Genomic DNA, 16,026 nt, shown 5'->3' with positions numbered 1-16,026 from the left:
TCACTTTATATGTTGTTGAATAAATTCGACCATTTTATTCACCGCCAATGTTCGGTTAGCAAGCTCGGTGTGCCCAGAACGTACTCTAGGCTTAAAACTATGATCGCCATCAGGAATAAAATCGATCGATATTGAGTCAGAAAAAACAAAATCAGCGCATTCTTGTTTTGTACCAAAGGTATCGCGTTCACCTTGTAATATTAATGTCGGCTTAGTGAGGTGAGATAAATGTTCACCTTTATAATTTTCAGGCTTACCGGGCGGGTGAAATGGAAAGCCTAAACACATAACCCCTGTTACTAATTCATGTTCAGCTAAATGACTTGCCATTCGTCCACCCATAGATTTTCCGGCTAAAAACAAATATTCAGAATCTTGATGGTATTGGGCTATTTTTTCTTCAAAGTCAGCTAATAATTTTGGAGCGCGATCTGGTGGTCGTTTTTTGCCATCTTCCGCTCGTTTGATCATGTATGGAAAGTTAAACCGTATCACTCTAATATCATGACTGGCTAATTGTTTCGCAATATCAGCCATAAACTCATGATCCATTCCAGCCCCTGCGCCATGAGCAAGTAGAATGGTCACTTTTGCATGTTGAGCGCCATCGATTAAGACAGAGCTTGAATTCACATCAACACTCATTCTGATAGCTCTCCATCTTCTAACAATAAATCTTGCTCACTAGCCGCTTTGCTTAGCATCCAATCACGGAAGGTGGCGACTCGGCCAACATCCGCCTGTTTGTTATCGCACACCACATAAAAGGCATTCTTACTCACTAAAACCTCATCAAATGGCTGTACTAAACGTCCTGCATCCAAATCCGGCTGCACCAATACATTATTCACAAGTGCGATACCTTGCCCATGCATTGCTGCTTGAATCACCATGGTGGAATGGCTAAAAATAGGCCCATGATTCACATTCACACCTTCAAGATTTTGCTCTTTCATAAACTGTTTCCAGTATTTACGAGAGCTATCATGCAATAAGGTATGATTTTTTAAGTCATCTAAACCATTCAAAGGTTTGGTTCCTAAGAGTAGCTGCGGCGAGCAAACCGGAATTAAACATTCAATATACAGTTTATCTGCCCGTACTCCCGGCCAATTCCCTCGCCCATAATAGATGGCAACATCTACATCATCAGACAATAAACCTTCATCCATATCGACTGCTTTAATGCGTACATCAATATCAGGCTCTTGAGCATTAAAATCCGCCAAGCGTGGTACTAACCACTGAATCGCAAAACTTGGCGTTAAGCTGATCGTCAATGCCCCTTTTTCACTGCGCTCTAACACTTTATCGGTCGCATCGGAAATCGACGTGAAGATATCTTTAATATCTAAGAAATAACTTTGCCCTTCCTCCGTTAAGAGTAAAGAACGATTACGACGACGAAATAACTTAATACCAAGAAATTCTTCTAACGCTTTGACTTGATGACTGACGGCAGCTTGGGTCACAAATAACTCTTCAGCCGCGCGAGTAAAACTCAAATAACGAGCAGCGGCTTCAAACACACGCAATGAATTCAATGGGGGTAAACGTCTAGCCATAAATTGAACCTTGTTAGCACTCTAAATCGCATCAAACTGACCTGTGAAAATCAAAGCCAAACAATGCATTATTTTTTCTCATGCGAAGCATTATAATTTGTCCATTGCCGAACTGCTATGAAAACTCTATATTTCATATCACATTAATGAGTTACAGCATTTATCTCAAACCTGTAAATGTGTGATTGGCTAATGTGAATGTTGTGTTTGCATTAACTCTTTTTGAGTTTTAGACGCATTGAAAATACTCCCTCATTTTCAGAACGTCCTGATTTTTTTGATCATAAGTCAAATTTATGCGTAGCCTATTGGCCGCGCATTTTTTTTGCCTCTCAATCGGAAACAAGATGGTACAGCCATTACACAATCAATAATCCGTCAAAAAAAAGCGCCAGCTCAATGGCCAGCGCTTCATGTCTATGTATCGATACTTCTACACATCAGCATTTCTACACATCAGCATTTCTACGGACGATAAACTTTCACATTGTTAAAGCCTAAGTCTTTTAAATACAAAGCTTGTAGGCGGCTCATTACACCACGATCACAATACAATAAATATTCTTTGCTTTGCTCTAAATCGCCAAACTGCGTTGCCAATTTATAGAATGGAAGATGCTTAATTTCAACGCCATCAATTTTTAATGGGTTCATATCTTCTTCGTCTGGGCTACGAATATCTAAAACGATCGATTCAGCAGCGATTTCAGCCACTTGCTCAACTTCAGGCGCTTGCTCTTGGCTTTCTTTCTCTATGTCACGAATATCCATTACACGAGCATTGGCCACCACTTGCTCAAGAATATTGAAATCAAAATTCAATTCTTCTTTTTCAAGTTTCGCTTTGACCGCTTTCACTGTTGGCTTTTTAGAGATCACACCGCAATATTCTGGCATCACTTTAGCAAAATCTTCGGTACCGATATCACGTGCGACATTAATGATATCTTCTTTATCCCAGTTAATCAGTGGGCGAAGGATCAAAGTATCGGTCACATTATCGATCAAACGTAAATTCGTCAGTGTTTGGCTAGAAACTTGCCCTAATGCCTCACCGGTTACTAACGCTTCAATGCCAAATTTCTCAGCAATCATGCCACCTGCGCGCATAAACATACGTTTCAGTACTACGCCCATTTGACCGTCGTCAACATTCTCTAAAATTTCAGCCACAACCGGTTCAAAATCAACCGCAATGAACTTCACCTTGGCAGAAGACCCATACTTATTCCAAATAAAGTGCGACACTTGCTTCACACCAATTTCGTGTGCAGGGCCACCTAAGTTAAAGAAACAGAAATGGGTTTTAGAGCCTCGCTTGATATGTAAGTAACTAGAAACCCCTGAATCAAAACCACCGGAGATCAAGCTTAATACATCTTCTTGCGTACCCAGTGGGAAGCCACCTAAACCTTTATGACGAGCAACCACTTGATTGAGTTTATCGCCATCAATTTCGATATTAACCGTCACTTCAGGTCTTGTTAATTTAACCTTGGCAGATTCAACGGCTTGGTTTAAGCCGCCACCGACATAGCGCTCTACATCAATTGAAGTAAAGTCGTGCTTGCCACGGCGCTTAACACGCACTACAAACGTTTTGCCTTCAATCAAGTCACGGCTTTGGATTAACGATTGTTCATAGATATCATGCATATCAGTATATTCAGACTGCACCACTTCTAAAGAATGGTGGATGCCTGGTGTATGCGTCAAAATAGTGAGTACTTGAGAGTAATATTCATCACTGCTTGAGCTCACTTCAATATGATCACGACGGTTAAATACCGCAACCGATTCTGTCTGGCGTTGAATAATATTACGAATATTGCGTTCCAGAGTTTTGGTAAATCGCTTACGCACTGAATCACTTTTAACAAAAATTTCCGGATGGGGCTTAACAATAAACTTCATAACATGCTTCACTTTTGATCGAGTTATTTGGCGATTTTTATCTGAGAACGATGTCAGATATAGCCAAAACTAAGGCGCAAAATTATACACGACATTTATCTATGGCGAAATTGATTTCCCTACCTTAGTCGTGAATCAAATCACCCTAGTCTGATTTGGTTTGAGTTTTTCCATAAAAAACAGATTAATCCTTGTTTCACTACCCTTAGGTCAAATACAATTAGCGCATAACATTTTTGCGTGTCTAATTTGACCCAACCTTACGGCTAAGGTAAGTTGCGGACACGTTTTACAAGTTCAGCAGCCCTTCATGCTACAACAGAATAATCGCTGCCGACATTTCGCATCGTCACCTCAGAGGCTTTCACACAAGCAGAACAAATATGGCTAATAAAAAACCTGAAAACATGAGCTTTGAAGAGTCGTTGTCTGAGCTAGACTCCTTAGTCAATCAACTTGAAAATGGTGATTTAGACTTAGAAGATGCTTTGAAAAAATTCGAACGTGGCATTTCCCTTGCTCGCTCAAGCCAAACAAAATTGACTGAAGCTGAACAACGCGTAGAAATCCTATTAAAAGATGATGATACATCTGAACTGATCCCATTCGATCCGGAAAGCGACATTTAGTATGACCATATCTCTGGCGAGCTATCAAGATAGAAACAACCAACAATTAAATCTGTGGTTGGACCGTATTCCACATCAAGAGCAAACCCTTACTCAAGCCATGCGTTATGGGTTATTGCTAGGTGGCAAACGTGCACGCCCTTATTTGGTGTACATCACAGGTGAGCTTTTTGGGCTTGAACTCAGCGAGTTGGATACACCAGCTTCAGCCATTGAATGCATTCATGCTTATTCATTAATTCATGACGACTTGCCAGCCATGGACGATGATGAGCTGCGCCGTGGCAAAGCCACTTGCCATATTGAATACGATGAAGCAACCGCCATCTTAACCGGTGACGCACTGCAAACTTTAGCCTTTACGATTTTGGCGGAAGGTTCTCTTTCTAATATCAGTGAACCTTACCGTATCGCGCTCATTAAAGAGTTAGCCAGTGCATCTGGTGCTCTTGGTATGTGCATGGGGCAGTCACTGGATTTAGAAGCTGAAAACCGTTTAGTGAGTCTAGAAGAATTAGAAGAAATTCACCGTAATAAAACCGGTGCTTTAATTAAATGCGCTATCCGTATGGGTGCATTATGCGCTGGAGAAAAAGGCGTAGAGGTTCTATCTCACCTTGATCGTTACGCCGACGCAGTGGGTTTAGCGTTTCAAGTTCAAGATGACATCCTTGATATCATCAGTGATACCGAGACTCTAGGTAAACCGCAGGGCTCAGATCAAAATTTAAATAAAAGTACCTACCCAGCTCTGCTAGGATTAGAAGGTGCAATGGAAAAAGCGCAAAGCTTGCTACAAGAAGCACTGCAAGCTTTGGAAGCGATCCCTTACAATACACAGTCACTTGAAGAGTTCGCCCGATATGCCGTCGAGCGCAGCCATTAATAGATACCATTTTTACTTGAAGGTGCAGCTTTATTTACAGCGTTCATTCGCCCCACTGCAACTTTCAATTACTTTAGGTATAAATAAGAATAAACATAATAAGCGCTAATTATTTATGACTCTTGATATCTCAAAATATCCAACACTCGCTCTGGCCAATACACCAGATGAGTTACGACTACTGCCTAAAGAAAGTTTATTGCCTTTGTGTGATGAACTTCGTACCTATTTGCTTAATTCAGTCAGCCAGTCTAGTGGGCACTTAGCATCTGGATTAGGAACCGTCGAACTTACTGTCGCGCTGCATTATGTCTATAACACCCCTTTCGACCAATTAGTCTGGGATGTTGGCCACCAAGCTTACCCTCATAAAATCTTAACCGGTCGCCGTGAGCGTATGCCAACCATCCGCCAGAAAGATGGCTTACACCCATTCCCTTGGCGTGATGAAAGTGAATACGACACGCTTTCAGTTGGGCATTCTTCGACTTCAATCAGTGCTGCATTAGGCATGGCGATTAGCGCGCAAAAAGAAGGCAAAGACCGCAAAGTCGTAAGTGTAATTGGCGATGGCGCGATTACTGCAGGCATGGCATTTGAAGCAATGAACCACGCCGGTGACGTGCATTCAGATATGTTGGTTATTTTAAATGATAACGAAATGTCGATCTCTGAAAATGTGGGCGCATTAAACAACCACTTAGCACAATTGTTAACAGGCAACTTCTACACTTCTATTCGTGAAGGTGGCAAAAAAGTTCTGTCTAACGTGCCGCCCATTAAAGAGTTGGTACGACGCACCGAAGAACATTTAAAAGGCATGGTGGTTCCGGGCACTATGTTTGAAGAATTAGGTTTTAATTACATCGGCCCTGTGGATGGTCACGATGTGAAAGAGTTGGTCAAAACCTTAAAGAACATGCGCGGCTTAAAAGGGCCACAGTTCTTGCATGTCATGACCAAAAAAGGCAAAGGCTATGAGCCTGCAGAAAAAGATCCAATTGGCTATCACGGCGTGCCTAAGTTCGATCCGCAAGAAAGCTCATTACCGAAAAGCAGTGGCGGTAAACCTACTTTCTCCAAAATCTTTGGCGACTTCCTTTGTGATATGGCCGCTCAAGATCCTAAACTAATGGCGATTACCCCAGCCATGCGTGAAGGCTCTGGGATGGTGCGTTTTTCAAAAGAATTCCCTGAGCAATACTTTGATGTCGCGATTGCAGAACAGCATGCTGTGACATTAGCCTCAGGGATGGCAATTGCCGGTCAACACCCTATTGTGGCGATTTACTCCACCTTCTTGCAGCGTGGTTACGATCAGCTCATCCACGATGTTGCGATCATGAACTTACCAGTCATGTTTGCGATTGATCGCGCAGGTCTTGTGGGCGCAGATGGTCAAACCCACCAAGGTGCGTTCGATTTAAGCTTTATGCGCTGCATTCCTAACATGGTGATCATGGCACCAAGTGATGAAAATGAATGCCGCCAAATGCTCTACACTGGCCATCAACATCAAGGCCCAAGTGCGGTACGTTATCCTCGTGGTTCTGGTTGTGGCGTTGAAATAGAAAAAGACATGCTTGCACTGGAAATCGGTAAAGGCCGCACAGTGCGAGAAGCTCTAGATATTGACAGCCAAAACACTGAAAGCCAAAAAGTCGCCATTCTGTCTTTTGGCACTTTCCTACCAGAAGCGCTTAAAGCCGCTGAAGCGTTCGACGCAACGGTTGCCGACATGCGCTTTGTAAAACCGCTAGATGAAGAACTCGTTCTTAAGCTAGCTGCTGAACATGATGTGTTAGTGACATTAGAAGAGAACGTCATCGCTGGCGGTGCAGGCTCTGGCGTGATTGAACTACTGATGCAACGCAAACAAATCAAACCCGTATTGCAACTGGGCTTGCCTGATAAGTTTGTTCACCAAGGCACCCAAGAAGAGTTGTATGCAGAACTGGGCTTAGATGCAGCAGGTATTGAGAAACAGATAACTGCTTATTTGGATTAACTGCCTCAGAAATTTAAAGCACTAAAAAAGGACGATCGCTCGTCCTTTTTGCATTTTATACGTTGTTAATTTATAAAACCCTAAAACTTCGGCGCATCAAAATCACTCGGTTCATCGGTATAAACTGCGACATTCGATTTTTCCACTAGCCCAGCTTCTTCAATACACTGCTGTTGGAAGAAGTCACCAATTTCTTTGCGTTGACAATGGGCTTCAAAGGCTTCATTGCTTGCCCAAATTTCATGGAAAGCAATTGGGTAGCTTTCACCGCCTGCAAACGGGCTTGGGCGATGGCGAGTGACTACGTATTGCAAACAGCCATCTTCACGTAACGTATTAGGCTCTAGAGCTTGTAAAACCGCAAATAACTCATCCAGTTTCCCTTCTTTTGGTTGAAACTGAGCTACACAATACACTTTCTTAGACATCATAAATTCCTGCTAATTAAAACCAGTACATCACCACCAGCCATAAGCTGATAGCGGCAAATATTCCTGCGAGGACATCATCAATCATGATGCCAAAACCGCCATGTACATGACGATCCAATAAACTGATCGGCCACGGTTTGACCATGTCAAAAATACGGAAAAGTACAAAACCAATGGCAATAATCTGCCAATCGTATATAGGAAGGCCCATCATAGGCACTACGCTCATGGTGATCCAAAAGCCAACAAATTCATCCCAGACAATTGCGCCATGATCGTGAACTTGCATATCATCCGAGGTTTTTTGGCAAATGGTTATCCCTAAAATAGCGGCAAACACCACCACGATACAATAAGGCACAACAGGTAATTGTACTAAAAGTAGGTAAAAAGGCAGAGAGGCTAATGTGCCCATAGTGCCAGGAACAATTTTTGATAATCCGCTACCAAAACCCACCGCTAATAAATGCCAAGGATTTGAGAGTTTAATGCGAGAGCGGGGATCGTCCGTTCCGGGTTGGTTCGACATGTTGGTGCCTTTATCTTATAAAAGTAGAATTAATTAAAATGATCAAACCCTTGCTGTATCGACGCTTTTTCTTCATTAGAAATAGGCGTGTCGTTACGCAAGAATTGAATAAAAGAAGCCGATGTATCTTCGATATCATCACGCGAAACAATTTGACCAATACAATGCGCTTTGGTGTCGCTGCCAGCCATAAGTTCATCAAACATCGCTTTATGTTTTTGAGGTATGGTAAAGCACAATTCGTATTCTTCACCGCTCATTAACGCTGTATTGCGAGCTTGAGTGCTATTGCCATAAAATGCAATTAACTCATCAGACACCGGAAGTTTATCAATATGAACCTTGGCATTCACTCGTGACGCTTTAAGGATGTGTTTGATATCAGAAATTAAACCATCAGAAATATCAATGCAGCTTGATGCGATGCCAAGTAATGATTGGGCAAAATCAATTCGCGATTGCGCTCTAAAATGCTGACGAACAAGGTGCTTTGCAAACGGTTTTTCCGCTTTGCTCTTATCCAAAATCACTTCCAAGCCAGCATGGCTATCGCCCAATGCGCCGCTGACATAGATCCAATCACCAACTTGGGCGCCACTGCGCATCAACGCCTTACCTTGAGGGACAAAGCCTTGAATAGTAAAACTAATGGTTAAGGGGCCTTTGGTAGTATCCCCACCAATCAGCTGCAAGTTATGCTCGTCGGCTAATGCAAATAGGCTATCACAAAATGGTGCCAACCAATCTTCATTTGGTTCTGGCATAGAGATCGCCATAGAAAGCCAAGCCGGGGTAGCGCCCATCGCCGCCAAATCACTGATGTTCGACATCAATGCTTTGTAAGCAACGTCTGCAGGATCAGCATCACTAAGAAAATGAGTCCCTAGCACCACCGTATCGGTACTGACCGCGAGTTGATAGCCTTGAGGTACCGTTAACAAAGCACAATCATCACCGAGTGATAGTTGGACGTCATCGCGGTTTGACTGGCGAGCCGCAAAGTATTTATCGATAAGATTAAATTCACCAGACATAAGGTATCGCTGTTAGTAAGAAGCAGATTTAGAGTAGGAAATAGTATACAAAAAAGGCCAGCACATGGCTGACCTTTTAATACATAAAATAAATATTATTTTTTACGAACGTGAGGTGCGGCTTTATCAAGCACACCATTAATGAACTTATGGCTATCTTCGGCGGCGAATACTTTTGCAAGTTCAATCGCTTCGTTGATCACCACTTTATAAGGTACATCATCACGTTTGGTCATTTCGTACATAGCAAGACGAAGTAGAGCCAATTCCATCATATCCAGATCTTGCATTGGACGAGATAGGTAAGGACGCAACTTACTGTCTAATTCCATGTTGGTATTCACAACACCAGACAATAAGTCTTGGAAATAAGCCACATCAGTTTCTGGTGCTTTTAGGCTTGGTTCTAAAGCATGATTTTCTTCTTCATCATACTTACCACCTGTTAGAAATTGATGTTCAATTGTGGCCACATTTTCTTTAGTGACCTGCCAAGAGTATATTGCTTGTAGTGCAAATTGACGTGCATTACGACGTGCGGCTGGTTTCACGCGAGCCCCCATTAGGAATTAGATTGCAAAAAATTAATGAATTTCATTTAGAACGTTGATCATTTCAAGTGCGCTAAGAGCAGCTTCTTGCCCTTTATTACCAGCCTTGGTGCCAGCGCGTTCAATCGCTTGATCAATCGTATCAACAGTCAATACACCAAATGCGACTGGAAGAGAATATTCCAAAGACACTTGAGCGAGACCTTTATTACACTCACTGCATACATAATCAAAGTGTGGTGTACCACCACGGATAACCGTACCCAAAGCAATGATAGCGTCGTATTTACCTGTTTTTGCTACACGTTGTGCAACAAGAGGTAATTCAACTGCGCCAGGGCAACGAACAACAGTAATGTTGTCATCAGTAACTTGACCATGACGTTTTAAAGTATCAATCGCGCCAGAAAGCAGGCTTTCGTTTATAAAACTATTAAAACGAGAAATAACGATAGCAATTTTTGCATTCGGTGTGGCAAAAGAACCTTCAATTACGTTCATGAGTTATCCTTTAACTATTTTCTGTAGAGTGAGAATCGGCGGATTCTATCACAAATTTGTGAGCAATATCTATGAGTAATTATTCCAAGTATCGAGTTCCTAGTTGCGCTTTGCTTCTAGACAGAGAAAAACATCTAACCAATCCAATGAAATAAAGGCATTATTCCAGCCTTCACTCACCTACTATTAACCCGAAACTAGGGACTCTTCATTTGGAATTTACTTCGTTACATAATCTACAACATTCAAGCCAAAGCCTGAAAGTGCGTGATAACGTTTATCCGATGATGACAACAAGCGCATGTCTTTCACACCTAAATCAGCTAAGATTTGAGAACCCACACCAACGCGGCGTGAGGTGCCTTGCTTTTTCGCCATCACAGGCGCGGCCGCATTATCTTGCTGCTCAAAGGTTTTCACTTTATGAAGGATAGACTCAGGTGTTTCATCATTACCTAAAATAACAAGCACACCGCCATCTTGACCAATTCGTTTCATCGCGCCATCTAATGTCCAGCTACGATCAGCGGTACGATTGGAGTGTAATAAATCGGTAAAGGTATCTTGTAAATGAACACGTACTAACGGTGCATCATTTTTCTTAGCGGACGCTTTACACAATGCATAATGAATTTGATTATCAATCGTGTCGCGGTAAGTCACGAGTTCAAATTCACCAAACTCAGTAGGCAATTTGCATTCAGCGACACGTTCAATCGTGGTTTCAGTGTTATTACGGTATTCAATTAAATCGGCAATAGTGCCAAGTTTGACCCCGTGTTTTTCTGCAAACACTTCTAAATCTGGGCGACGCGCCATAGATCCATCATCATTTAAGATTTCAACAATCACAGAAGCCGGTTCTAACCCAGCAAGACGCGCCAAATCACAACCTGCTTCAGTATGCCCAGCTCGTGTTAATACCCCGCCTTCTTGTGCGGCGAGTGGGAAGATGTGACCAGGTTGAACCAAATCAGAAGCTTTAGCATTTTTAGCCACCGCAGCTTGTACGGTAACCGCGCGATCTGCCGCTGAAATTCCAGTGGTTACCCCTTTAGCCGCTTCAATCGAAACCGTAAAATTGGTGCTGTATTCCGCCGTATTATCTTGCACCATTGGTGGTAGGCCTAAATTTTGGCAACGCTCTTTAGTAAGCGTTAAGCAAATCAATCCACGACCATACATTGCCATAAAGTTTACCGCTTCTGGCGTAATATGTTCCGCTGCCATGATCAGATCGCCTTCATTTTCACGATCTTCATCATCCATAAGAATGACCATTTTGCCTAAACGAATATCTTCAATAATTTCTTTTGAGCTACTGATTGCCATGATAATTCCTACCTATAATTTGATCTTGCAAGTACGTGACAGCATTTACCTTGATATGTTTATCGCAATTTTATGCAAAACCATTTTTCTGCAATAAATCCATGGTGATTCGTGATTCTGGCGTCGCAGCATCTTCAGCTTGCCCTGTAATTAAACGCTCTAGATAACGTGCAATCACATCCACTTCTAAATTCACTTTATGCCCAACCACAAAACTGCTTACTGTCGTTTCTTGCGATGTATGCGGAACAATGGTGATTTTGAAACTGTCTTTACGCACATCATTAACCGTCAGGCTAATGCCATCAATGGTTATTGAGCCTTTTTCAGCAATATAGCGAGACAAATGACTTGGAACTTGTACCCAGTATTCCATTGCACGGCCAACGGGTTGACGCTCAATGATGGTGCCGACTTCATCAACGTGACCAGAAACAATGTGTCCACCAAAGCGAGTTGAAGGCAACATCGCTTTCTCTAGATTCACATGATCGCCCACTTGATATTGGGTGAACCCGGTACGCTTTAGGGTTTCGAGCGATAAATCTGCGCTATAGCTGCGCTGATCAAACTTTACCACCGTTAAGCACACACCATTGGTGGCAATACTGTCACCTAATTGAACATCCGACATATCGAGCTTGCCTGCATCAACTGTCACTGTCACATCTTCCCCTTTAGGGATAATTGCCGTGATCGTACCGACGGCTTCCACAATACCTGTAAACATAATTTCTCTTTTATTTCGTCACTATTTTAGCGGTAAGGCGAATATCATTACCGACCATTCTCAAGTCAGTAATGTTTAAATCAATGGTATCTTTCATTGAGGTTAATCCCGCTATTTGAGTTAACCCTCGACCATCAGTTCCCATCAGTTTAGGCGCTAAATACACAATAAGCTCATCCACTAAACCTTGTTCAATAAAACTGGTTGCTAACGTTGCGCCGGCTTCAACCCAAATATGGTTGATATTATGCTCATCGGCGAGTTGCTTTAATAACCTAGGTAAATCAAATTGCTGTTCTTGATTTAATGGGGCTTGAGTTTGAGTAATACAAGTGTGGCGAGTAAGTTGGCTTAGATTAGTTTCTTTACTTGGTGCATTAACCAACAAAATATCACCCGATGAATCAATTAAATTGATTTCGCCATTCTGCAAAGTGGCTTCTAAGCGATTACTTCGATTTAAGATCACCCTTACCGGCTGACGAACGTTACTTTCAGCATAAGTTTGCGCTAATGATTGGGGAAAATCAGACCAACGAACATTGAGCGAAGCATTATCATCCAACACCGTTTTAGCCGTTGATAATATTGCTCCAGATTTTGCACGAAAAGCTTGAACGTCTTGGCGAGCTTGAGGACTGGTAATCCACTTACTATCACCATTTGCTAATGCGGTTTTGCCATCTAAACTGGCTGCCAATTTCAATTGGACATACGGCATACCGGTTTTCATTCGCTTAATAAAGCCTGGGTTTAATGCGTGCGCATCAGCTTCTAACAAACCGACATCAACGCGTATTCCTGCTTCTCGTAGCATTGCAATACCTCGCCCCGCTACTTGAGGGTTAGGATCTTGCATTGCACAAACCACACGGCTTACCTTGGCTTTTATTAAAGCTTCAGCGCAAGGTGGTGTTCTTCCATAATGAGAGCAAGGCTCTAGGGTAACGTAAGCTGTTGCCCCTTCTGATAAGTCTACTGCTTGACGTAAAGCATGCACTTCTGCATGAGGCTCGCCAGCTTTTAAATGCGCGCCTTTGCCAACAATACTTTCGCCACGAACGATAACACAACCGACATTAGGATTTGGCGCTGTAGTATAGATGCCTTGTTTAGCCAGATTAATCGCCACGGACATCATTTGGTGATCAACATCTGAGAATGTCATAAGAGATCCTAAATAAGTGAATGCTAAAAATTGAACGTGCTTTCAATAAGATTCATTGTCTATTAATCTTCTAAGCGGGCAATTTCTTCACCAAATTCACGAATATCTTCAAAACTGCGATACACCGAAGCAAAACGAATGTACGCCACTTTATCGAGAGTCTTCAATTGTTCCATCACCAAGTTACCAATCATCGCACTGGGAACTTCACGCTCACCGGTTGCTCGTAATTGAGATTTAATATGGCTGATAGCAAGTTCGATAGCATCAGCACTGACTGGACGTTTTTCGAGAGAACGTTGCAAACCACCGATCATTTTATCTTCATCAAAAGGTTCACGATTACCATTAGATTTAATCACTTTAGGCATCACTAATTCTGCACTTTCAAAAGTAGTGAATCGCTCGCTACACGCTAAACATTGGCGACGACGGCGCACTTGGTGACCATCTGCAACTAATCGTGAATCAATCACTTTGGTATCATTTTCAGAACAAAATGGGCAGTGCATGCTCTCTCCCTCAGTATGAGTTATTATTTTTTGTTTATACCCTTCTCACTGGAAGTATATAAGCTTAGCTTTATTAGTATCAGGTTAGTTTATCCGAAATACTGAACGTAAGCGACAACCCTACTCGTGATTCAATCACATCGCTTTAAATCGGCTTACTTACAGATAACTGGAACAGATTCGTGAGAAATAATCATGGTTAATCTTAGAGCCGCCTGAATAATTTTCACGTGAAAGTTGAGCGAAGTTGGCGATAAGGTTACACTTAAAGCAGAATTCTGTGATCATCAATTACAGTCACATCAATTTGAATCCGGTAATGTCAGCGGATGAATATAGGAAGTATGACTATGAAATATTTAGGACTAGCTGGATTGCTCGTTATCACGTTAGCAGGCTGTTCATCTCCAACTCAAGAAGACAACTACTTAGATGCCTCTTTCCAACTGTGCAACACTGATGTGAAGATCTTCTCAACCAGTGATGATGGGAAAGTACGTATCGTTTGTGCCGATGGTTCTAAGTTTGCTATGGACAACGCAAAAACATTAGACACCATGCAAGATCTTAATGCTTCTTATTGTTCTGGTGGTGGCTTAGGTCAGTTTAACGAAAGCAGCCGTTACTACATGTTCAAATGTAAGTCTGGCTCAATGATCAGTATTAACAAAAAAGACTAGTTTCGAGTTTCGAAAAAATCTTAAAACCTCAGTTTGAATGTTCAAACTGAGGTTTTTTTATTATTTATCCCAAAACAAAACCCCAGACATTTCTGACTGGGGTTTTATCTCTGTCGAGAAGCGAAGCGCTCTAGATTCGAGTCACGAAATTCGTCTCTTATCTGACGCTGTTATAAACTGTTTTACAACGAATTTAATTTCAAAATAAAAAGAGCTAGTTCAAGAAAGAGGCACGGAGTTTACGCTAGTAAATGAGTACCTCTGCCGCAGAAATCGCTCCTTTTTATGCAGAAATATTATGCGTAAACTGGTTTGCGCTTACAAATCTCTAATACTTTTACTTTGGTCGCTTCAATCACAGACTCATCGCCCATGTTGTCTAGAATGTCACACATCCAGCCAGCAAGGTTTTTCGCATCTTCTTCAGTGAAGCCACGACGAGTAATTGATGGAGAACCCACACGAATACCAGACGTTACGAATGGGCTACGTGGATCGTTTGGTACTGAGTTTTTGTTTACAGTAATGTTGGCTGAACCTAGCGCAGCATCCGCTTCTTTACCTGTGATGTCTTTGTCGATAAGGTCAACAAGGAACAAATGGTTTTCAGTTGAACCAGAAACAATGTTGTAGCCACGAGCGATAAACTCGGCAACCATTGCTTTTGCGTTAGCAACAACGCGAGCTTGGTATTCTTTGAATTCTGGCTCTAATGCTTCTTTGAAGGCTACCGCTTTTGCCGCGATAACGTGCATTAGAGGGCCACCTTGACCACCTGGGAATACTGCTGAGTTCAATTTCTTATAAAGATCTTCACCTTCATTAGAAAGAATCAAACCGCCACGAGGACCAGCTAATGTCTTATGCGTTGTCGTAGTGACAACGTGAGCATGTGGCACTGGGTTCGGGTAAACACCAGCAGCGATAAGACCAGCAACGTGCGCCATATCAACGAAGAAGTATGCACCTACTTTGTCTGCAATTTCACGCATACGCGCCCAATCACACACTTGAGAATACGCTGAGAAGCCACCAATGATCATCTTTGGTTTGTGCTCAATCGCAAGTGCTTCCATTTCTTCGTAGTTAATTTGACCCGCTTCATCGATACCGTAAGGAATGATGTTGTAAAGCTTACCAGAGAAGTTTACTGGAGAACCGTGAGTTAAGTGACCACCGTGTGCTAGGCTCATACCTAAAACGGTATCACCTGCATTCAATAGCGCCATGTACACTGCATTGTTTGCTTGAGAACCTGAGTGAGGTTGTACGTTTGCGTACTCTGCACCAAATAGCTCACATGCACGTTCAATCGCTAGAGTTTCTACTTTATCAACGAACTCACAACCACCGTAATAACGCTTACCCGGGTAACCTTCTGCGTATTTATTGGTTAGTTGAGAACCTTGAGCTTCCATTACACGTGGGCTTGTGTAGTTTTCTGAAGCGATAAGCTCAATGTGCTCTTCTTGGCGAAGTGTTTCTTCTTGGATTGCGTTATATAGATCGGCATCGTAATTCGCAATGTTCATGTCACGCTTAAGCATTTGTCTCTC

General features: G+C 42.3%; 17 protein-coding genes. 4 read left to right on the top strand and 13 right to left on the bottom strand.

The window, feature by feature from the left end:
- The 3 genes from A1QC_RS10995 to thiI all read right to left on the bottom strand — a co-directional run bounded on the left by A1QC_RS10995 (nt 1) and on the right by thiI (nt 3,479).
- A complete protein-coding gene (locus A1QC_RS10995) occupies nt 1-645 on the bottom strand; it encodes an alpha/beta family hydrolase (RefSeq protein ID WP_017025862.1) in 645 nt (214 codons plus the stop codon).
- The gene (locus A1QC_RS10990) at nt 642-1,565 is read right to left on the bottom strand and encodes a transcriptional regulator GcvA (RefSeq protein ID WP_017025861.1); all 924 of its coding nucleotides are present in this window, start codon (nt 1,563-1,565) and stop codon (nt 642-644) included. Before A1QC_RS10990 ends, A1QC_RS10995 begins: the two co-directional genes overlap by 4 nt.
- 465 nt (nt 1,566-2,030) lie before the next feature.
- Nucleotides 2,031-3,479: a tRNA uracil 4-sulfurtransferase ThiI gene (gene thiI, locus A1QC_RS10985; protein WP_017025860.1), complete on the bottom strand. Its 1,449-nt coding sequence runs from the start codon at nt 3,477-3,479 to the stop codon at nt 2,031-2,033.
- A 383-nt stretch (nt 3,480-3,862) separates the two neighbouring features.
- Between thiI and xseB the strand changes: the two genes are divergently transcribed.
- From xseB to dxs, 3 genes are all read left to right on the top strand, one after another.
- Nucleotides 3,863-4,108, top strand: a complete 246-nt coding sequence (xseB, locus tag A1QC_RS10980; protein WP_017025859.1) for an exodeoxyribonuclease VII small subunit — start codon at nt 3,863-3,865, stop codon at nt 4,106-4,108.
- A 1-nt stretch (nt 4,109) separates the two neighbouring features.
- Nucleotides 4,110-4,994: a (2E,6E)-farnesyl diphosphate synthase gene (ispA, locus tag A1QC_RS10975; protein WP_017025858.1), complete on the top strand. Its 885-nt coding sequence runs from the start codon at nt 4,110-4,112 to the stop codon at nt 4,992-4,994.
- A gap of 115 nt (nt 4,995-5,109) precedes the next feature.
- A complete protein-coding gene (dxs, locus tag A1QC_RS10970; RefSeq protein ID WP_017025857.1) occupies nt 5,110-7,002 on the top strand; it encodes a 1-deoxy-D-xylulose-5-phosphate synthase in 1,893 nt (630 codons plus the stop codon).
- Between the two features lie 80 nt (nt 7,003-7,082).
- Here dxs and A1QC_RS10965 read toward each other — a convergent pair whose 3' ends face one another.
- From A1QC_RS10965 to nrdR, 9 genes are all read right to left on the bottom strand, one after another.
- A complete protein-coding gene (locus tag A1QC_RS10965) occupies nt 7,083-7,430 on the bottom strand; it encodes a putative quinol monooxygenase (RefSeq protein WP_017025856.1) in 348 nt (115 codons plus the stop codon).
- Between the two features lie 16 nt (nt 7,431-7,446).
- Nucleotides 7,447-7,962 carry a phosphatidylglycerophosphatase A gene (gene pgpA, locus A1QC_RS10960; RefSeq protein ID WP_017025855.1) on the bottom strand — a complete coding sequence of 172 codons (516 nt, stop codon included), beginning with the start codon at nt 7,960-7,962 and terminating at the stop codon, nt 7,447-7,449.
- A 29-nt stretch (nt 7,963-7,991) separates the two neighbouring features.
- Nucleotides 7,992-8,996, bottom strand: a complete 1,005-nt coding sequence (thiL, locus tag A1QC_RS10955) for a thiamine-phosphate kinase (protein ID WP_017025854.1) — start codon at nt 8,994-8,996, stop codon at nt 7,992-7,994.
- A gap of 95 nt (nt 8,997-9,091) precedes the next feature.
- Nucleotides 9,092-9,559: a transcription antitermination factor NusB gene (gene nusB / locus A1QC_RS10950; protein WP_017025853.1), complete on the bottom strand. Its 468-nt coding sequence runs from the start codon at nt 9,557-9,559 to the stop codon at nt 9,092-9,094.
- A 21-nt stretch (nt 9,560-9,580) separates the two neighbouring features.
- Entirely contained in the window at nt 9,581-10,048 is a 468-nt protein-coding gene (ribH, locus tag A1QC_RS10945; RefSeq protein WP_017025852.1) for a 6,7-dimethyl-8-ribityllumazine synthase, read from the bottom strand.
- A 219-nt stretch (nt 10,049-10,267) separates the two neighbouring features.
- Nucleotides 10,268-11,380, bottom strand: a complete 1,113-nt coding sequence (gene ribBA / locus A1QC_RS10940; protein ID WP_017025851.1) for a bifunctional 3,4-dihydroxy-2-butanone-4-phosphate synthase/GTP cyclohydrolase II — start codon at nt 11,378-11,380, stop codon at nt 10,268-10,270.
- A gap of 70 nt (nt 11,381-11,450) precedes the next feature.
- On the bottom strand, nt 11,451-12,110 hold the full coding sequence (locus A1QC_RS10935) for a riboflavin synthase (RefSeq protein ID WP_017025850.1): 660 nt from the start codon (nt 12,108-12,110) through the stop codon (nt 11,451-11,453).
- A 10-nt stretch (nt 12,111-12,120) separates the two neighbouring features.
- Nucleotides 12,121-13,278 carry a bifunctional diaminohydroxyphosphoribosylaminopyrimidine deaminase/5-amino-6-(5-phosphoribosylamino)uracil reductase RibD gene (gene ribD / locus A1QC_RS10930; RefSeq protein WP_017025849.1) on the bottom strand — a complete coding sequence of 386 codons (1,158 nt, stop codon included), beginning with the start codon at nt 13,276-13,278 and terminating at the stop codon, nt 12,121-12,123.
- 62 nt (nt 13,279-13,340) lie between these two features.
- Nucleotides 13,341-13,790 (bottom strand): transcriptional regulator NrdR, encoded by a 450-nt coding sequence (nrdR, locus tag A1QC_RS10925; protein ID WP_017025848.1) that lies wholly within the window; start codon nt 13,788-13,790, stop codon nt 13,341-13,343.
- 350 nt (nt 13,791-14,140) lie between these two features.
- Between nrdR and A1QC_RS10920 the strand changes: the two genes are divergently transcribed.
- The gene (locus A1QC_RS10920; RefSeq protein WP_017025847.1) at nt 14,141-14,470 is read left to right on the top strand and encodes a hypothetical protein; all 330 of its coding nucleotides are present in this window, start codon (nt 14,141-14,143) and stop codon (nt 14,468-14,470) included.
- Between the two features lie 296 nt (nt 14,471-14,766).
- Here the strand turns inward: A1QC_RS10920 and glyA are convergent, their stop codons facing one another.
- On the bottom strand, nt 14,767-16,017 hold the full coding sequence (gene glyA, locus A1QC_RS10915) for a serine hydroxymethyltransferase (protein ID WP_017025846.1): 1,251 nt from the start codon (nt 16,015-16,017) through the stop codon (nt 14,767-14,769).
- Between the last annotated feature and the right edge of the window lie 9 nt (nt 16,018-16,026).

It is taken from the genome of Vibrio rumoiensis 1S-45, assembly GCF_000286955.2.
Classification (GTDB): domain Bacteria; phylum Pseudomonadota; class Gammaproteobacteria; order Enterobacterales; family Vibrionaceae; genus Vibrio; species Vibrio rumoiensis_A.
The sequence above is the reverse complement of the archived record's forward strand: the minus strand, read 5'-3'. Positions and strand labels throughout refer to the sequence as shown.